The following is a 19,372-nucleotide window of genomic DNA, read 5'->3' as shown; positions in this document are numbered from 1 at the left end:
TATGAAAAAAATTGTCTTTACGGGTGGGGGGACGGTTGGACACGTTACCCTCAATCTTTTGTTAATGCCCAAGTTCATCGAAGATGGCTGGGAAGTCCACTATATCGGGGACAATCGTGGTATCGAACACCAAGAAATCCTCAAGTCAGGTTTGGATGTTACCTTCCATTCTATTGCGACTGGAAAATTACGTCGTTATTTCTCTTGGCAAAATATGCTGGATGTCTTCAAAGTTGGTTGGGGAATTGTCCAATCACTCTTTATCATGTTGCGACTGCGTCCACAGGCCCTTTTTTCAAAGGGAGGCTTTGTCTCAGTACCGCCTGTTATCGCTGCGCGTGTGTCGGGAGTACCGGTCTTTATTCATGAATCTGACCTATCTATGGGCTTGGCTAATAAAATCGCCTATAAATTTGCGACTAAGATGTATTCAACCTTTGAGCAAGCTTCAAGTTTGTCTAAGGTCGAGCATGTGGGAGCAGTGACCAAGGTTTCAGACCAAAACACTCCAGAACCGGATGAATTGGTGGATATTCAAACCCACTTTAATCCTAAATTGCCAACTGTATTGTTTGTCGGTGGTTCTGCAGGTGCTCGTGTCTTTAACCAATTGGTGACAGACCATAAAAAAGAGCTGACAGAGCGCTACAATATTATCAATTTAACTGGAGACTCTAGCCTGAACGAGTTGAGCCAAAATCTTTTTCGTGTTGACTATGTGACCAATCTCTATCAACCTTTGATGGAATTGGCTGACATTGTTGTGACACGTGGTGGTGCCAATACGATTTTTGAGCTCTTGGCCATGGCAAAATTGCATGTTATTGTGCCACTTGGTCGTGAAGCAAGTCGTGGTGACCAGATTGAGAACGCAGCCTACTTTGTTAAGAAAGGCTATGCAGAAGAGCTTCAAGAAAGCGATTTGACCTTGGATAGTTTGGAAGAGAAGCTTTCTCACTTACTAAGTCACAAGGAAGACTATCAAGTCAAGATGAAGGCTTCCAAGGAATTAAAATCTCTAGCAGATTTTTATCAATTATTGAAAAAAGATTTATCATAAGGAAAGTAAATGTCAAAAGATAAGAAAAATGAGGGTAAAGAAATCCTCGAAGAATTTAAAGAGTTATCAGAATGGCAGAAACGGAACCAAGAATATCTAAAAAAGAAGGCTGAAGAAGAGGCAGCCCTAGCTGAGGAGAAGGAAAAGGAAAGACAAGCTCGAATGGGAGAAGAATCTGAGAAGTCAGAGGACAAGGAGGGCTCGGAGAGTGAAGCGGACCCAGAAGATGAAGAATCAGCTAAGGAAAAGTCTGAAGAAAAATTAGAAGCCCCAGAGGGTGACAAAAAGGAAGAAGAGATAGAAGAATCAGGGGCTAAAGAGGGCGAGGAACAGGATAAAAAGCTTGCTAAAAAGGCTACAAAAGAAAAATCAGCCAAAGCAAAGATTCCTGGCCTCCATATCTTACGAGCCTTAACGGTTTTATTTCCAAGTCTATTTTTATTGGTCGTCTCTGCCTACTTACTCAGTCCTTATGCGACCATGAAGGATATCCGTGTTGAGGGAACGGTGCAAACTACGGCTGATGATATTCGACAGGCTTCAGGCATTCAGGATTCGGATTATACGATTAACCTTCTGCTAGATAAGGCAAAATATGAAGAGCGGATCAAGTCTAACTATTGGGTTGAATCAGCTCAGCTTGTTTATCAATTTCCAACTAAGTTCACTATCAAGGTCAAGGAATATGATATTGTGGCCTACTATATTTCTGGTGAAAATCATTATCCTATTCTTTCCAGTGGCCAGCTTGAGACCAGTGCTGTGAGTTTGGTCAGTCTACCAGAAACTTATTTATCAGTTCTCTTTAATGATAGTGATCAAATCAAGGCTTTTGTCTCAGAACTTGCTCAAATTAGCCCAGAACTCAAGGCGGATATCCAAAAGGTGGAATTAGCCCCAAGCAAGGTAACTTCCGATTTAATTCGATTGACCATGAATGATTCGGACGAAGTCTTGGTTCCGCTTTCTGAAATGAGTAAGAAACTGCCTTATTACAGCAAGATTAAGCCTCAATTATCAGAACCAAGTGTGGTCGATATGGAAGCTGGAATTTACAGCTACACTGTAGCGGATAAATTAATTATGGAGGCTGAGGAAAAAGCCAAACAAGAGGCTAAGGAAGCTGAGAAGAAACAGAAAGAGGAAGAGAAGAAAAGACTGGAAGAACAGCAGAATAAATTGGAAGAAGAGAAGAAAAAGCTGGAGGAAGAGAGCAATCGAAATCAAACAAGTCAGCGTTCATCGCGTCGCTAGGCTTACCTTTTCTCCTATAGCTCTTTAGTCGCCATGTTTTTACTTGACAAGTGCTAGTAGAAATAATAGAATAATAGAAAACCTTTAAAGCAGTCCAGAGAGGCAGCTAAGGTTAGACGGTGAAAGGGTGGAGACTACCCATTTTTCGTGGAACCTTGCTGTTAGCAGGTTCCTTTTTTCGTGGCTTCTGTTTGTCAGACTCTCTCACTAGCAAAGGTAAAAGGAGAAACCTATGCGAGAACATCGTCCAGTCATTGCTCTTGATTTTCCTAGTTTTGAGGCAGTCAAGGAATTCTTAGCTCTTTTTCCAGCAGAAGAAAGCCTTTATCTCAAGGTAGGGATGGAGCTCTATTACGCAACGGGGCCTGAGATTGTGTCTTACTTGAAAGGTCAGGGTCACAGCGTCTTTCTTGATCTAAAACTTCATGACATTCCTAATACAGTCAAGTCAGCCATGAAGGTCTTGTCTCAGCTTGGTGTCGATATGACCAATGTTCATGCGGCTGGTGGTGTAGAGATGATGAAGGCTGCGCGTGAAGGTCTTGGGAGTCAAGCCAAATTGATTGCAGTGACTCAGTTGACCTCAACGTCGGAAGCCCAGATGCAGGATTTTCAAAATATCCAAACCAGCCTGCAAGAGTCTGTGATTCACTATGCCAAGAAGACAGCTGAAGCTGGCTTGGATGGTGTCGTTTGCTCGGCTCAGGAAGTCCAACTCATCAAGCAGGCCACCAATCCAGATTTTATCTGTCTGACACCGGGGATTCGCCCTCAGGGAGCTGCTGTTGGAGATCAAAAACGCGTCATGACACCAGCAGATGCCTATCAAATTGGTAGTGACTATATTGTAGTGGGACGTCCCATTACCCAAGCTGAGGATCCTGTTGCAGCCTATCATGCCATCAAGGATGAATGGAACCAAGACTAGAATTAGAGAAATAGATTATAAAAATAAAAGGAGAAGACCATGACACTTGCTAAAGATATCGCTAGCCACCTCTTGAAAATTCAAGCCGTTTACCTCAAACCAGAGGAGCCTTTCACTTGGGCATCTGGTATTAAATCGCCGATTTATACTGACAACCGTGTGACGCTTGCCTATCCAGAAACTCGTACTCTCATTGAAAATGGTTTTGTGGATGCTATCAAAGAAGCCTTTCCAGAGGTTGAAGTGATTGCAGGAACTGCGACAGCAGGGATTCCACATGGAGCCATTATTGCTGATAAGATGAACTTGCCATTTGCCTATATCCGTAGCAAACCAAAAGACCACGGAGCTGGTAATCAAATCGAAGGTCGCGTGGCTCAAGGTCAAAAAATGGTAGTGGTTGAAGACCTTATTTCAACTGGTGGTTCTGTTCTTGAAGCTGTTGCAGCAGCTAAACGCGAAGGAGCAGATGTGCTTGGAGTTGTAGCAATTTTCAGTTACCAATTGCCAAAAGCAGATAAGAACTTTGCGGATGCTGGCGTGAAATTGGTGACACTTTCAAACTACAGTGAGCTTATCCATTTAGCTCAAGAAGAAGGCTATATCACGCCAGAAGGATTGGATCTCCTAAAACGATTTAAAGAAGACCAAGAAAATTGGCAAGAAGTGTAGAAAAATCAAAGAATTTTGAGAAAAGACTTTCATAATATAAAAACGCATCATATCAGGTGTAGAAAAGCTTGATGTGATGCGTTTTATTTTGGAAATGTTTTCCGAAGTTTCTAGTCAAATTGAGTTTTTGTTCTGATTATTTGATTTATACTGTAAACAATGTCATAGAAGGTAGATTAAGTAAATGTTCCAATACAAGAATGAATATTAAAATTTGATAAATGTGTTACTAATATTAGAATCGGGAGTTTCTTCGATAAATTCAACGATATCATTTGGAAGACAATCTAAAATGCGACATAGCTTTTCTAGAGTTAGTAAAGTTATGTTTTTGTTTTTCTTTAAGCTGTCAAGAGTTTTGTTATCAACTCCGGATTTTAATAACTTATATTGAGAAACTTCTTTTTTCTTCATTGTAGCCCAGAGTGGGTTAAAACTGATTATCGTCATCAACTCCTTTTATTTAATTATAAGAAAAAAGTATCTGACTTCATATTGTGTATATATCCACAATATGATAAAATAACTAGGAAAGGAGACTTATGGATGAATAAGAATGATATTATTTCTCAAGAGGAGAATGAGTTAGATTATTTTTTAGGAATTATTCCGGATGAATCTAAGTCAGATTTGTTTGATGAATGGACTATTTGGGAAGCCTATGTAAAAGGGAGGTTACCAAATAAACATTGGTCTGAAGTTTTTGATAATGGTGCATACCATTCACTTGATGTCATTACTGCAGAAGGCAAAAAATATGAATATTATCCTATCGCTAATCCGCAATCATACCAGACTGTTTTACAAGAATATCTTTCGACAATAGAAGAGCCTAAACGTAGTAGAAACTTAATAGTTGAAGCTGCTATTTGGTCTAAAAGAGTAGAAGACCTAACTAAGTATTTTTATATAGTAGATGGAAAACACGTTTCTCTTATCAATCCGAAATTAAGTGTTTTGGGATGGGTTTTCAGAATTTTAGGTTCATTGTTCTTAGTTGCCTATATAGATAGACTTGGTGAATTTTCTAGTTCTGGTTTAGGAATCTTAAGTAAACCTTTTGAATACTCCCTTTGGGTGGGAGCATGGGTTCTGCTATGGTCTCCGATTTATTTTGCTTATCAACGAGTGAAGCATGAAAAACCAATAGCAGATCAAGTAAAAAAACATAAGGATGAAGTTGCTCAAGCTAGAAACTATTGTATGGAGAAATTGAATAGTATTCCATTTGTTTATGCAAGGCAACAAGCAGGGTTAGATATTCATTTTGATGCTTTTGCTTATATGGTTAATGTAATTGATCAAGGTAGAGCCTATGACTTAGGACAAGCGCAAAATATGTATGAGGACATGATAAGGACAGAGCAATTAAATTATCAGTTTCAAGAATTACAAAGAAAAGTTGATTACAATAACAAAATGACAACAATTAATACATTTACAAATTTAATGAAATAATAGATTAGGAGAAATAAGATGTTTGGAAAACCGAAATATGAAAGTGATATTGATCAAACAGTTAGAGATATGTGGTGGGGCTTTGCTATTTTTATAACGGTAATGTACTTTTTAGTGAAAGCAACTTATTATGTTGCATTGCCATTTTATACTTTATTTACTCATTTGTTTGAAGAAAAAATCCAACAGAAAGAATATTTAAATTGGATGAGATTTTTACCTTTGACTTGGTTTATGAGTGGAGAGACCAAAGAAATGAGACGAGCTGCTGTGAGCTGTACTATACTGCCGATTTCGCTACCTTTATTTTTAATTTTTAATTATCTATATAGTATTAAAGTAATTGGTGATAGCTTTTCCATTTTTATTTTGATTTTATTTACATGTAGTCTAGGAGGCATTATAGGTACTGTTAGAAATTATCGTTTTTCTAAAAAATATATTAGATAGTGTCAGTATGTAAAAATATAATCATTGAAAAGTCAGGAAAATAAAGATGGATAGACAAAATACTAATGAAAAAAAGACTTTGAAAAAAGGTAGAAGAGGTTGGGTAATCTCAGCTGCAATTGTCGCACTTTTAGGAATTTCAGCTGGAACAGTTGTGTTGCAAAATCAATCGAGTCAAAACCAAGGACAATGTGAAAATGTTACCGTTTCAGATTCTTCTTCAAAAGAAAAAGAATACACAACAACTGATACTATTAAAGAAACAGAGAAAAGTTTCCTACCTAAAGTAGATACCAAAGAGGGATTGGCTAAAGCATTTATAGCTACTAAAGAAGTTGGTGCTGAAGATTCGATTAAATCTCTCGACAAATCATATGAAAAATTATCAGAAATAACGAAGGTAGAGGAAAAGCTTAAGTCACAGCTAACAACTGAGGGTGAAGAAGCAGTTGAGCAAGTTTCTAGACAAGAAGTAGGTAATAAAGATAATAAAATACTGGAAAAATCTGATAACTTAACTAAAAAAGTTGAAGTAGAAAAACCAATATTAGAAGAAGGGAAGCTGGTTGTTCAGCCAGAACTGACATCACTTGTAGTTACAGATGACAAAGGTATTTCAGCTGTTCAACCTAAACTTCCAGAATTGATAGTTGAAGAAAAAGGAACATCAGAAGTTCAGCCAGCATTACCAGAATTGGTAGTTACTGAAAAGGGAACTCCTGAAGTTCAGCCTGCGTTGCCAGAAGCTAAACCAGAAAAAGAGAAAGTCTTAGATAAAAAGGAAGAGAAGAAAGAAGTTGAGGCAAAACCAACAACTCCAACTGTTCCGGAAAACAAAGACCAAACAACTGGTACTCCAACTAAAGAAGAAAAAACTTTAGATGAGAAAAAAGATAAGGTTGAAGGCAATCAAGCAAACCTTCCAGGTGACAAAGGTCAAGTTGAAACTGGTAAAACTACTACTGTAGTGGGTGAAACAACTAAAGAAGAAGTTGTTAAACCTGCTGTTCCAGGTAAAGTGGAAATTCCAGCTCAACCAGCAGAAAATGGTAAACCTGCTGTAGAAGCTCAACCAGCAGTCCCAGCTCAGCCTGAAGTTAAAAAAGCTGTAACTACTCGAACTGAAGTAGAAACTTCTGTTATTGAACCTGGTGTTCAGCATGTCCCAGATGCAAACCTTAATGTTGGAGAAACTAAAGTTGTCCAAGAAGGTGTTGCAGGAAAAACGGAAACTACTTATACTGTAACACTTGAAGATGATGTTGTGGTTAGTCGAGTTGCAACAGGAACTCAAACAACTCCTGCAGTTGATAAAGTAGTTCATGTTGGTACTAAAGTTGCTAAGAAAAACATTCAAACTGTAACTCGTGAAACTCACAAAGTTGAACATAAAGTGACAAGCAACACAAATCCAGATCTTCCTAAAGATGAGAAAAAGGTTATTCAATCTGGTAAGGATGGTTCTTATGAACTTGTTACTACAGTTGTAACCACACCAGATGGAACAGAAGTTTCTCGAACTCAAGTAAGAGAAAATGAAGTTTCCCCAGTAGATGAAATCGTAGAAGTTGGAACTGGTGAAAACGTAGAAACAAGCCGCACTTCTCGAACAGTTGAAGTAAATTACGAAACTGAAGAAGTTAAAGACGAAACACTAAACGAAGGTAAACGTGTAGTTGAGACTAAGGGTCAAAAAGGTTCTTATACAGAAACTACAATTGTTTATGGGAATGGTCGTTCATCAATTGTTAAAAGTGATGAAGTAAAACCGGTCAAAGAAGTCGTTCGTGTGGGAACTCATAAAGTAGTCACTGAAACTAAAACTCGAGTTGAGCGAAAAGAAGGCGCAAACTTCACTACTGTTGAAGAAACAAATAATAAACTTTTCAATGATCAACGAGTTGTAAAAACTCCAGGTCGAAAAGGTGAAATCATTGAAAACTACAAAGACTACTATGAAGATGGCAAACTTGTTAAGAGTGAGCTAATCAATACTGAAACTGTTCCAGCAGTTGATGAAGTAGTTCAAGTTGGAACTAAAGATCGTTACACTTATGCTAACGAAGACAAAGTTCTTACCGCTGAAGGTGAAAACCGAGTTGCTGATCTGGAACTTTATGAAGGTGACGAACGAGTTGAAGATGCGGTAAATGGTAAAGAAACTTATAAAGTTAAGTATCTAAATGATGAGTATGGAAACCGTACAGAGATAAGTCGAGAACTTATCAACACTGTTCCAGCAAAACAAAAAGTTGTTCATTATGGAACTAAGAAATTGATGTCTGAAGTTACTGAAGAAGAAACTAAAACAATTTCTCACGGTTCTCGAACTGAAAATGACTCAAACCTTTTCGAAGGTGAAAGTCGTACTGAAAATGGGCGTGACGGATTCAAACGTTACCGCAAAGTTATTTCAGTAAATAATAAAACCGGTGAACGAACTGTTAAAAGTCGTGAACTAGTTGAAACCAAGGATGCAGTTGATACAATTACCTTTAATGGTACTAAGAAAAAACGTGTCGCTGATCCAACCGATGTTGTAGTTCCAACAAGTGATAACAATTATGACATTGATGGTACATGGAAAGACATTAAGAGTCTAGGTGAAAACGGTTTGGATCCAAACAATGAAGATCACCGTAGCGCCAAGTATCTACATGACAATCTTTCTCAAGCTGATAAAGATCGTGTGGCTGTTGATGAAACAGATGATGGAGCTGATCTTCCTAGAGACAGTGGACTTATCTCAGTTTGGTCGGCATCTCGCCTTTCTCAAACAGAACTTAATAAGCTTGAACAAATTGTAGATAATCGCAAACTTAATGAACACTTCATGGAACTTCTTAATGAAGAGCGTACTCGTATCGGCTTGACTCCTGCAACAATCGCAGCAGATGATAGCGAATTAACTCGAGTTGCTAATATTCGTGCTAATGAAATGGCAGATCATGGTTCATTGCGTTACCAAGGTAAGAAGGAAGGTAAGCACAAACGTCCGGACGGCTCTCGTTTTTCAACTGCTTATGAGCCTGATTTCTACAAACAAACAAATGCAATGACTGAAAATGCAGCAGAAACAACAACGGTTTGGGATATTGTCAGTCTTACAAATGAAAAAGCACTCGCTCACTACTTCTATACTAGATGGAAACACTCACCAGGTCACTATGCAGCTATGATGATGGGTGATGGGTATAGCCCAGCAAACAAGAACGTACAATTCCGTGTGGCTCTTGGATTTGCAAATCATTCACTCACTTCTGATGATCCAACAAACGTTGTGGCAATGATGGAAATTGCATCTATGATAGACTAAGATAAAAACGAACAAGATAAGATTCTGATTGTCAGAATTCTAGTCTTGTTCGTTTTGTTTTTTAAAATTTAGTCAACTTTTCCACCTTCAACAACTAGGTCATCTGCTTTAGCAGCGTCACCGTAGGTTGGGTGAAGTGTTTTTTCATAGGCTTTGTGGAAGAAGTTTTCCTTGCCTAATTTTTCAATATCTTTATTGATGAAGTCTAGCAATTCTTGGTTTCCTTTTTGAACTGCTGCTCCGATGGTATCTGGATCACCGAGGGAAGTAATTCCGACTTCAAATCCTTTGTTTTCAAGCGCCCAAGCTAGGACTTCCGTATTGTCAGTAGAGAAGGCATCTCCACGTCCGTCAAGAAGGGCTTGATAAGAGTCACTGTATTGGTCATATTTTTGGAGTTTGATTTCTGGATGATTCTTTTCAAAATAAGTCTCAGCAGTCGTTCCTTTTGTAACAATCAAGGTTTTACCTTCCAATTGTTTGACATCTGTAATGAGACCAGTCTTAGGCGATACAACACCAAGTGAAACTTTCATGTAAGGAAGGGCAAAATCAACTTGTTTCTTACGTTCGTCTGTTACTGTAAAATTAGCAAGGGTAATATCTACCTTGTTTGAAATCAAGTATTCAGCACGGTTAGCAGCATCGACAGAAACGTATTTAACCTTGACACCAAGGTCTTGAGCTAGTTGGTTCCCAAGCTCAATATCGTAACCTTGGTAAGAACCATCATTGTCAACGTAACCAAACGGTTTTTTGTCTCCAAATACGGCGATTCGTAGCTCACCGCTTTTTTTGATTTCATCGATTGTGCGAGCCTTGGCAGTGGTTTTACCAGACGATGAACCAGCGTTTCCACCTGAGCTACAAGCTGTGACAAAGATAAGGGCAAAGGCAAGTGCCAAAACAGTTAAGAGTGGTTTGAGTAGTTTCATAAAAATCTCCTTTATAGATATGAGCCAAATTGGCTAAAGTCAAAGACGTTTAAAAATTCCTGAGCTCGTTTGGTTTGCGGATTGGTAAAGAAGGCTTGAGCTGATCCTTCTTCAGCAATTTTCCCTTGGTCTAGGAAGATAATCCGATTGGCAATAGCTTGGGCAAATTGCATTTCGTGGGTTACTAGAATCATGGTACGACCTTCTTGGGCCAAATCATTGATGAGTTCCAGAACTTCACGCACCATTTCGGGGTCCAGAGAAGCCGTTACTTCGTCAAAGAGGATAATTTCTGGATGCATGAGCAGGGCACGGACAATCGCAACCCGTTGCTTCTGTCCGCCAGATAATTGACGGGCAAAGCTATGTTGTTTATCCAGCAAACCCACACGTTCCAGTAGTTGCAAAGCTTCTTCCGTTACTTCCTTCTTATCTCTTCCCTGAGCCTTGATAGGCCCTAGGATGAGGTTTTGTAGGACATCCAGATGGGGAAAGAGTTCGTAGCTTTGAAAGACCATGCCAATCTTTTGGCGAACTAGGTGAAAATCTTTTTTATTTTCAACGATAGATTGACCATCTAGAAGAATATCTCCACCTTGAATACTTTCTAAGCCATTGAGGCAACGAAGGAGGGTACTTTTTCCACAACCAGATGGCCCTAGGATAACCACAACTTCTCCTTTTTTGATTTGCAGGGATAGACCTTGGAGGATGGGATTGTCTCCGAAGGATTTTTTTAGCTCCTTGATTTCTAAGATAGTTTCAGACATTTAGTTCCTCCAATGTTTTTCTAAGTGAGTGGATAGTTTGGAAATAGGGAAGCAGACTGCGAAATACAAGACTAGAATGGTTCCATAAATCCAAAAGGAAGCAGTTGGGATAGTCAGGCGATTGCTATCGATGATTTGTTGTCCAACCTTGGTCACTTCAACAACCCCAATCAACACGACCAAGGAAGTTGTTTTGATCATCCGAGTGACAAGATTGATAGCCTGCGGTAGCAGTCTTCTCAAGACCTGTGGGATGATGATGTGGTAGTAAAGTTGAACATTGGTCAAGCCAAGCGCCTGTCCGCTTTCAAACTGATGTTTAGGGAGGGAAGTGATAGCTCCACGTACCAAATCCCCCATTTCAGCTGTTCCCCAGAGGGTAAAAACGATAATAGCCGAAGTCTCTCCAGAGATATTGATATTAAAGTTTCGAGCTAGGCCGAAATAAATGATGAAAAGTAGCACCAGCTGGGGCATGATACGAATAAATTCCAGATACAATCGTGTTAAAAATCGCACGATTCTAGAATGGGAGGTCATGATGATTCCCATGACTGTTCCGAATATCATGGATAAGAGGACAGACAGGACAGAAATCCCAATCGTAATGCCCAGTCCTTGTAAAATCCGCAGGAGATTATTTCCCTGAAAGAGTACTTGGATTCCCGAATCCTGCATGGCGGAGCCTCCTTTCTATCCAGCTAAAGACCAGTGAGATAGGTAGTAGCATGATCAGATAAGCAATTACCAACATGGCTAATGCGATGTCTGTCTCATAGTAGAGCCCAATCAAGTCCTTGGCAACGTACATGAGGTCGGCCAAAGCTACTGCTGAGAAAACAGAGGTTTCCTTGATCAGGAAAATGACATTGGCACTAAAAGAGGGTAGGACCACCGCTGTTGCTTGCGGAAGAACCACATAGCGAAAGACCTGTATAGGTGTCAGACCGATGGCTAATCCAATCTCATGCTGTGTTTGACTGACAGCTTCTAGCCCACTTCGGAAAGATTCTGCCATATAGGAACCTCCTAAAAAGACCAGTCCTAGAGTAGCACAGACTTCCGAAGATAGGACAATCCCTATTCGGGGAAGACCGAAGTAGAGAAAGAAGAGTTGAATCAAAAGGGGCGTGTTGCGTGACAATTCGATGTAGGCTGTCGCTATTTGCGCCAAAACAGGGATGCGGTAATGCCGGATGATACTAACGATTAAGCCGAGCAGAAAGGATCCCAAAATTCCCCAAACAGCAATATGCAAGGTTAGGAGAAATGCCTTTTGATATAGTGGTAGATATTGTTCAACAATGGACCAATCCAAAAATAGAACCTCCCATCTAGAAATAATACAGTTATTGTAGCACTTAAAAGCTCCTTTGGATAATATCTATTTTTTATTGCCGTGATAAGGATTTTTTATCATAGACATAAAATTTCTGAAATTTCCAAACAAAATATTTGAAAAGTTTTGAAAAAAGAGTTAAGATATTTTTGTAATATACAAAGTAAACGCTTACTTATTAAGGAGGGCGTTTTATGTCATACAAAACAAGCAATGCAGAAGGTCATGTAGACTTCATCAATACCTATGATTTGGAGCCAATGGCGCAACAAGTTATTCCTAAGGCAGCCTTTGGCTATATCGCCAGTGGAGCAGAAGATACTTTCACTTTACGTGAGAATATCCGTGCCTTTAACCACAAACTCATCGTTCCGCATACGCTTTGCAATGTAGAAAATCCAAGTACAGAGATTGAATTTGCAGGTGAAAAATTGTCTTCACCAATCATTATGGCGCCTGTTGCAGCTCATAAATTGGCAAATGAACAGGGTGAAGTGGCTACTGCGCGTGGTGTGCATGAGTTTGGGTCTCTTTATACAACCAGCTCTTACTCTACTGTAGACCTTCCAGAAATTACGGAAGCCCTTCAAGGGACACCTCACTGGTTCCAATTTTACTTTAGTAAAGATGATGGCATTAACCGCCATATCATGGACCGTGTGAAGGCTGAAGGTTATAAAGCGATTGTCTTGACTGCAGATGCTACTGTAGGGGGCAATCGTGAGGTTGATAAGCGTAATGGTTTTGTCTTCCCAGTTGGCATGCCGATTGTTGAAGAATACCTGCAGAAGGTGCTGGAAAATCAATGGACTTTGTTTACAAGTCAGCTAAACAACGCTTGTCTCCACGCGATGTAGAATTTATCGCTGCATACTCAGGACTCCCTGTGTATGTCAAGGGGTCACAATGCCGTGAGGACATTGAACGTTCGCTTGCTGCAGGAGCTTCTGGTATCTGGGTAACCAATCACGGTGGCCGCCAAATCGACGGTGGACCAGCTGCCTTTGACTCACTTCAAGAAGTAGCTGAAGCAGTTGATAAACGCGTGCCAATTGTCTTTGACTCAGGTATTCGTCGTGGTCAACACGTCTTTAAAGCCTTGGCTTCAGGAGCAGACTTGGTAGCTATTGGTCGCCCGGTTATCTATGGCTTGGCTCTCGGCGGTAGTGTTGGTGTGCGTCAAGTCTTTGAACACTTGAATGCAGAATTGAAGACAGTCATGCAGTTGTCTGGAACTCAGACTATTGAGGATGTCAAACACTTCAAACTTCGTCACAACCCATACAACCCAACCCTCCCAGTTGACCCACGTGACTTAAAATTGTATTGATAAAACAGCTTGCCTCCACTTGATGTGGAGGTTTTTGCTTGTGTTTTAATACTCTTCGAAAATCTCTTCAAACCACGTTAGCGTCGCCTTACCGTATATATGGTTACTGACTTCGTCAGTTCTATCCCCAACCTCAAAACAGTGTTTTGAGCTGACTTCGTCAGTTCTATCTACAACCTCAAAGCAGTGCATTGAGCAACCTGCGGCTAGCTTCCTAATTAATTTGTTCACATCTTATTTCAATCTACTATACCAAGTTGCAATACTTTTTACGAGGCTCTTTTGTCTTGTTCTTGTTTCAATTAACTATATTTTAGATTCAATATATTATAAAAATTTGATTTTTATAATTGACAAATATAGATTTTGAGAGTATACTGATAATTGTGATTGACAAATGTAGATTTTGGGGGTGTGATTATGCAGATTTCAGATGCAGAATGGCAGGTCATGAAGATTATTTGGATGCAGGGGGAGCAGACTAGTACAGATTTGATCAGGGTTCTGGCGGAGCGATTCGACTGGTCCAAGTCGACCATTCAAACTCTTTTGGCTCGTCTGGTTGAGAAAGAGTGTCTGACTCGGAAAAAAGAAGGCAAGTCCTTTGTCTATTCAGCACTTTTAACTTTGGATCAAAGTCGAGACTTGCTTGTTAAAGATATCAAAGATAAGGTTTGTTCTCGTAGGATTAAGAACTTGTTGGCTGATTTGATTGATGAATGTGATTTTACTCTGGCTGACTTGGAAGACTTAGAAGCTGTGATTTCTAAGAAGAAATCAAGTGCTGTAACAGAAGTAAGATGTAATTGTATGTAAAGGAGACGTCATGTTAAATAGTATTGTAACCATTATTTGTATTGCCCTTATCGCCTTTATCTTGTTCTGGTTTTTCAAAAAGCCTGAAAAATCTGGACAAAAGGCCCAACAAAAAAAGGGCTATCAAGAGATTCGAGTGGAGGTCATGGGGGGCTATACGCCTGAGTTGATTATTCTCAAGAAATCAGTGCCAGCCCGCATTGTCTTTGACCGTAAGGATCCTTCACCATGTTTAGATCAAATTGTTTTTCCAGACTTTGGTGTACATGCGGACCTGCCAATGGGTGAAGAGTATGTAGTGGAAATCACGCCTGAGCAGGCTGGAGAGTATGGTTTCTCTTGTGGCATGAATATGATGCACGGCAAGATGATTGTAGAATAGGAGAATGATATGACTGAAATTGTAAAAGCAAGTCTTGAAAATGGTGTTCAAAAAATCCGTATCACGGCAGACAAAGGCTACCATCCAGCTCATATACAGCTTCAAAAAGGGATTCCAGCTGAGATTACCTTTCATCGAGCAACTCCTTCAAACTGTTACAAGGAAATTCTGTTTGAAGAAGAAGGTATCTTGGAACCAATCGGCGTGGACGAAGAGAAAACAATTCGTTTTACACCTCAAGAATTAGGCCAACATGAATTTTCTTGTGGCATGAAGATGCAAAAGGGAAGCTATACAGTCGTTGAGAAGACTCGAAAATCTTTGTCACTTTTGCAACGTTTTTGGATTACCAGTATCTTTACTGTGCCTCTTGTGATTCTCATGATTGGAATGTTGACAGGTAGTATTAGTCACCAAGTTATGCATTGGGGAACCTTTCTAGCCACAACGCCGATTATGCTGGTGGCAGGTGGTCCTTATATCCAGAGTGCTTGGGCTAGCTTTAAAAAGCACAATGCCAACATGGATACCTTGGTGGCGCTGGGAACGCTAGTGGCTTATTTCTATAGCCTCGTTGCTCTCTTTACTGGTCTTCCTGTTTACTTTGAAAGTGCTGGATTTATTCTCTTCTTCGTTCTTTTGGGAGCCGTTTTTGAGGAAAAAATGAGAAAAAATACTTCCCAAGCTGTGGAAAAATTGCTGGACTTGCAGGCTAAAACAGCAGAAGTCTTGCGTGAGGATAGCTATGTTCAAGTTCCTTTGGAACAAGTCAAGGTAGGAGACCTGATTCGGGTGCGTCCCGGTGAGAAGATTGCAGTTGATGGTGTCGTAGTGGAAGGTGTGTCCAGTATTGACGAATCCATGGTGACAGGTGAGAGCCTGCCAGTGGACAAGACAATGGGGGATACTGTCATTGGCTCAACCATCAATAACAGCGGAACTCTTGTTTTTAAAGCAGAAAAAGTTGGTTCAGAGACTGTCTTGGCGCAGATTGTGGATTTTGTGAAGAAAGCTCAGATCAGTCGCGCACCGATTCAGGATTTGACGGATAAGATTTCAGGGATTTTTGTCCCAGCAGTTGTCATTTTAGGAATCGTGACCTTTTGGGTCTGGTTTGTCTTGCTCAGGGATAGTGTAGTCGTGCTTGGTGCCAGTTTTGTGTCCTCACTTCTCTATGGAGTGGCGGTTTTGATTATCGCCTGCCCATGTGCCTTGGGACTTGCAACACCGACAGCCCTTATGGTAGGGACAGGACGCAGTGCCAAGATGGGGGTTCTTCTCAAAAATGGAACGGTTCTACAGGAAATCCAGAAAGTTCAAACCATTGTCTTTGATAAGACCGGGACTTTGACGGAAGGAAAACCAGTGGTCACAGATATTATTGGCGACGAGACAGAGGTGCTTGGATTGGCAGCATCCTTGGAAGAAGCTTCCCAACACCCACTGGCTGAGGCCATTGTGAAACGAGCGAGTGAGGCTGGGCTTGAGTTTCAAACTGTTGAAAATTTCCAAGCCCTACACGGAAAAGGTGTTTCAGGGCAAATCAATGGGAATCAAGTTCTTCTTGGAAATGCTAAAATGTTGGATGGCAAGACCATTTCTAGCGCTTATCAGGAAAAATTAGAAGAACTGGAAAAAGAAGCTAAGACAGTTGTGTTCTTGGCTGTTGACAATCAAATCAAAGGATTGCTTGCTTTGCAAGATATTCCCAAGGAAAATGCCAAGCTAGCTATCAGTCAGTTAAAAAAACGTGGTCTTAAAACAGTCATGCTGACAGGAGATAATGCTGGTGTGGCGCGTGCTATCGCCGATCAGATCGGAATTGAAGAGGTTATTGCAGGTGTCTTGCCAGAAGTAAAAGCTCATGAAATCCATAAACTACAACAGTCAGGCAAAGTAGCCTTTGTTGGTGATGGGATTAATGATGCTCCTGCCCTCAGCGTAGCAGATGTGGGAATTGCCATGGGGGCTGGAACAGATATCGCTATCGAGTCAGCAGATTTGGTGTTGACAACTAATAATCTCCTAGGAGTGGTTCGTGCCTTTGACATGAGTAAGAAAACCTTTAATCGTATTCTGCTCAATCTCTTCTGGGCCTTTATCTACAATGTCATCGGAATTCCGATTGCAGCAGGAGTCTTTTCAGGAATTGGTCTCGTTCTCAATCCAGAACTGGCTGGTCTAGCTATGGCCTTTAGTTCTGTATCTGTTTTAACCAGTTCACTCTTACTAAATTTTAGTAAAATAGACTAAAAGCGGGCTTGCTCGCTTTTTATTATAAAACAGAGACTGAAAACGCTTTCAATCTGTACTGTAATAGAGAATGAAAGTTTCTGAGCACATTCTTATGAAACTATAAGTAAATGTGATAAATTAGGAGTGTAAATTTACTGAATCGTTTTCAAAAAACATATAAAAGCGCTTTTATTGTTCATCAAATTAACTTTTAAGGAGAGTTATCATTATGACTCAAGGGAAAATTACTGCATCTGCAGCAATGCTTAATGTATTGAAAACATGGGGCGTAGACACAATCTACGGTATCCCATCAGGAACACTCAGCTCATTGATGGACGCTTTGGCTGAAGACAAAGATATCCGCTTCTTGCAAGTTCGCCACGAAGAAACAGGTGCTCTTGCAGCTGTTATGCAAGCTAAATTCGGCGGCTCAATCGGGGTTGCAGTTGGTTCAGGTGGTCCAGGTGCGACTCACTTGATTAACGGTGTTTACGATGCAGCTATGGATAACACTCCATTCCTAGCAATCCTTGGATCACGTCCAGTTAACGAACTCAACATGGATGCATTCCAAGAGCTTAACCAAAACCCAATGTACAACGGTATCGCTGTCTACAACAAACGTGTAGCTTACGCTGAGCAATTGCCAAAAGTAATCGACGAAGCTTGCCGTGCTGCAGTTTCTAAAAAAGGTCCAGCTGTTGTTGAAATCCCAGTAAACTTCGGTTTCCAAGAAATCGACGAAAACTCATACTACGGTTCAGGTTCATACGAGCGTTCATTTATCGCTCCTGCTTTGAACGAAGTTGAAATCGACAAAGCTGTTGAAATCTTGAACAATGCTGAACGTCCAGTTATCTATGCTGGTTACGGTGGTGTTAAAGCTGGTGAAGTGATTACTGAATTGTCACGTAAAATCAAAGCACCAATCATCACAACTGGTAAAAACTTTGAAGCTTTTGAATGGAACTATGAAGGTTTGACAGGTTCTGCTTACCGTGTTGGTTGGAAACCAGCCAACGAAGTGGTCTTTGAAGCAGACACAGTTCTTTTCCTTGGTTCAAACTTCCCATTTGCTGAAGTTTACGAAGCCTTCAAGAACACTGAAAAATTCATCCAAGTTGATATCGACCCTTACAAACTTGGTAAACGTCATGCCCTAGACGCTTCAATCCTTGGTGATGCAGGTCAAGCAGCGAAAGCAATCCTTGACAAAGTGAATCCAGTTGAATCTACTCCATGGTGGCGTGCAAACGTTAAGAATAACCAAAACTGGCGTGATTACATGAACAAACTCGAAGGTAAAACTGAGGGTGAATTGCAATTGTATCAAGTTTACAATGCAATCAACAAACATGCTGATCAAGACGCTATCTACTCAATCGACGTAGGTGACACTACTCAAACATCTACTCGTCACCTTCACATGACACCTAAGAACATGTGGCGTACATCTCCACTCTTTGCGACAATGGGTATTGCCCTTCCTGGTGGTATCGCTGCTAAGAAAGACAATCCAGATCGCCAAGTATGGAACATCATGGGTGACGGTGCATTCAACATGTGCTACCCAGACGTTATCACAAACGTTCAATACGACCTTCCAGTTATCAACGTTGTCTTCTCAAATGGTAAATATGCCTTCATCAAGGACAAATACGAAGACACAAACAAACACTTGTTTGGTTGTGACTTCCCTAATGCTGACTATGCGAAAATCGCTGAAGCTCAAGGAGCTGTTGGGTTTACAGTTGACCGTATCGAAGACATCGATGCAGTTGTTGCAGAAGCTGTTAAATTGAACAAAGAAGGTAAAACTGTTGTTATCGATGCACGCATCACTCAACACCGTCCACTTCCAGTAGAAGTACTTGAATTGGATCCAAAACTTCACTCAGAAGAAGCAATCAAAGCCTTCAAGGAAAAATACGAAGCAGAAGAACTCGTACCATTCCGTCTCTTCTTGGAAGAAGAAGGTTTGCAATCACGCGCAATTAAATAATTTCTCTCGTCGAAAATCAAATGTAAAACTTGTAGATTTTATTCTTTGATTTGCATAGAGAGGAACGAAAAAAGATCGGAGAAATCCAATGTCATTAAGTTAGTGATCTAACTACTTGAATAGGAGATAGGATTGAGAACATCAAAGTGATTCTCTATCACATCTTCTATTTTTTTGCATGACAAATAAAGGGTTTTTCACCCTATTTGTTGAGATTTATAGTAGATTGAGTCTAGAATAGTACGTTATGGCTGTTAAAATATTTCTAGAAATTAATTTGACTTTCCTAATCGATTTGTTCACATCTTGTTTCAATCTACTATATGTTACTCTATAGATGAAATCAACTACCGATTGGGCCTTTATCTTTCTTGGATATTTTCGATTCGATCGAATAATAGATAACTGTTTCTTGAGGTAGT

The 19,372-nt window shown here is 40.2% G+C and carries 16 protein-coding genes and 1 pseudogene; 12 read left to right on the top strand and 5 right to left on the bottom strand.

Annotated elements, in window-relative coordinates; all coding sequences use genetic code 11:
• Position 1 precedes the first annotated feature (1 nt).
• From FGQ53_RS02740 to pyrE, 4 genes are all read left to right on the top strand, one after another.
• Positions 2–1,060, top strand: coding sequence for a UDP-N-acetylglucosamine--N-acetylmuramyl-(pentapeptide) pyrophosphoryl-undecaprenol N-acetylglucosamine transferase (locus FGQ53_RS02740; protein ID WP_138335567.1), 1,059 nt, complete (start codon positions 2–4; stop codon positions 1,058–1,060).
• Positions 1,061–1,069: 9 nt separating this feature from the next.
• The gene (locus tag FGQ53_RS02735) at positions 1,070–2,314 is read left to right on the top strand and encodes a cell division protein FtsQ/DivIB (RefSeq protein WP_138335565.1); all 1,245 of its coding nucleotides are present in this window, start codon (positions 1,070–1,072) and stop codon (positions 2,312–2,314) included.
• A 232-nt stretch (positions 2,315–2,546) separates the two neighbouring features.
• Positions 2,547–3,242, top strand: coding sequence for an orotidine-5'-phosphate decarboxylase (gene pyrF, locus FGQ53_RS02730; RefSeq protein ID WP_138335563.1), 696 nt, complete (start codon positions 2,547–2,549; stop codon positions 3,240–3,242).
• Positions 3,243–3,281: 39 nt separating this feature from the next.
• The gene (gene pyrE / locus FGQ53_RS02725) at positions 3,282–3,914 is read left to right on the top strand and encodes an orotate phosphoribosyltransferase (protein WP_138335561.1); all 633 of its coding nucleotides are present in this window, start codon (positions 3,282–3,284) and stop codon (positions 3,912–3,914) included.
• A gap of 207 nt (positions 3,915–4,121) precedes the next feature.
• On the opposite strand, the gene FGQ53_RS02720 is transcribed toward pyrE, so the two are convergent.
• A complete protein-coding gene (locus FGQ53_RS02720) occupies positions 4,122–4,364 on the bottom strand; it encodes a helix-turn-helix domain-containing protein (protein ID WP_228111173.1) in 243 nt (80 codons plus the stop codon).
• 96 nt (positions 4,365–4,460) lie between these two features.
• Here FGQ53_RS02720 and FGQ53_RS02715 point away from each other — a divergent pair, with 96 nt between their 5' ends.
• Genes FGQ53_RS02715 through FGQ53_RS02705 form a run of 3 tightly spaced genes read left to right on the top strand, consistent with a single transcriptional unit; the run spans position 4,461 to position 9,138 of the window.
• The gene (locus FGQ53_RS02715) at positions 4,461–5,372 is read left to right on the top strand and encodes a hypothetical protein (RefSeq protein WP_138335559.1); all 912 of its coding nucleotides are present in this window, start codon (positions 4,461–4,463) and stop codon (positions 5,370–5,372) included.
• Positions 5,373–5,390: 18 nt separating this feature from the next.
• Positions 5,391–5,822 carry a hypothetical protein gene (locus FGQ53_RS02710; protein ID WP_000467199.1) on the top strand — a complete coding sequence of 144 codons (432 nt, stop codon included), beginning with the start codon at positions 5,391–5,393 and terminating at the stop codon, positions 5,820–5,822.
• 46 nt (positions 5,823–5,868) lie between these two features.
• On the top strand, positions 5,869–9,138 hold the full coding sequence (locus tag FGQ53_RS02705; protein ID WP_138335557.1) for a G5 domain-containing protein: 3,270 nt from the start codon (positions 5,869–5,871) through the stop codon (positions 9,136–9,138).
• Positions 9,139–9,206: 68 nt separating this feature from the next.
• On the opposite strand, the gene FGQ53_RS02700 is transcribed toward FGQ53_RS02705, so the two are convergent.
• Genes FGQ53_RS02700 through FGQ53_RS02685 form a run of 4 tightly spaced genes read right to left on the bottom strand, consistent with a single transcriptional unit; the run spans position 9,207 to position 12,161 of the window.
• Entirely contained in the window at positions 9,207–10,073 is an 867-nt protein-coding gene (locus tag FGQ53_RS02700) for a cysteine ABC transporter substrate-binding protein (protein ID WP_138335555.1), read from the bottom strand.
• A gap of 11 nt (positions 10,074–10,084) precedes the next feature.
• Positions 10,085–10,843: an amino acid ABC transporter ATP-binding protein gene (locus tag FGQ53_RS02695; protein WP_138335553.1), complete on the bottom strand. Its 759-nt coding sequence runs from the start codon at positions 10,841–10,843 to the stop codon at positions 10,085–10,087.
• The gene (locus FGQ53_RS02690) at positions 10,844–11,521 is read right to left on the bottom strand and encodes an amino acid ABC transporter permease (RefSeq protein ID WP_138335551.1); all 678 of its coding nucleotides are present in this window, start codon (positions 11,519–11,521) and stop codon (positions 10,844–10,846) included.
• Positions 11,481–12,161, bottom strand: coding sequence for an amino acid ABC transporter permease (locus tag FGQ53_RS02685; RefSeq protein ID WP_138335549.1), 681 nt, complete (start codon positions 12,159–12,161; stop codon positions 11,481–11,483). Before FGQ53_RS02685 ends, FGQ53_RS02690 begins: the two co-directional genes overlap by 41 nt.
• 281 nt (positions 12,162–12,442) lie before the next feature.
• Here FGQ53_RS02685 and lctO point away from each other — a divergent pair.
• The 5 genes and pseudogenes from lctO to spxB all read left to right on the top strand — a co-directional run bounded on the left by lctO (position 12,443) and on the right by spxB (position 18,950).
• Positions 12,443–13,512, top strand: a pseudogene (gene lctO / locus FGQ53_RS02680) (L-lactate oxidase).
• 420 nt (positions 13,513–13,932) lie between these two features.
• Positions 13,933–14,328 carry a CopY/TcrY family copper transport repressor gene (locus FGQ53_RS02675; RefSeq protein WP_138335547.1) on the top strand — a complete coding sequence of 132 codons (396 nt, stop codon included), beginning with the start codon at positions 13,933–13,935 and terminating at the stop codon, positions 14,326–14,328.
• Between the two features lie 10 nt (positions 14,329–14,338).
• Positions 14,339–14,710, top strand: a complete 372-nt coding sequence (locus tag FGQ53_RS02670; RefSeq protein ID WP_000935055.1) for a cupredoxin domain-containing protein — start codon at positions 14,339–14,341, stop codon at positions 14,708–14,710.
• A 9-nt stretch (positions 14,711–14,719) separates the two neighbouring features.
• The gene (locus FGQ53_RS02665) at positions 14,720–16,963 is read left to right on the top strand and encodes a heavy metal translocating P-type ATPase (protein ID WP_138335545.1); all 2,244 of its coding nucleotides are present in this window, start codon (positions 14,720–14,722) and stop codon (positions 16,961–16,963) included.
• Between the two features lie 211 nt (positions 16,964–17,174).
• Positions 17,175–18,950, top strand: a complete 1,776-nt coding sequence (spxB, locus tag FGQ53_RS02660; protein ID WP_002923229.1) for a pyruvate oxidase — start codon at positions 17,175–17,177, stop codon at positions 18,948–18,950.
• The last annotated feature ends 422 nt before the right edge of the window (positions 18,951–19,372 follow it).

The sequence above is a fragment of the Streptococcus mitis genome (assembly GCF_005844455.1).
Classification (GTDB): Bacteria; Bacillota; Bacilli; order Lactobacillales; family Streptococcaceae; genus Streptococcus; species Streptococcus mitis_BF.
The sequence above is the reverse complement of the archived record's forward strand: the minus strand, read 5'-3'. Positions and strand labels throughout refer to the sequence as shown.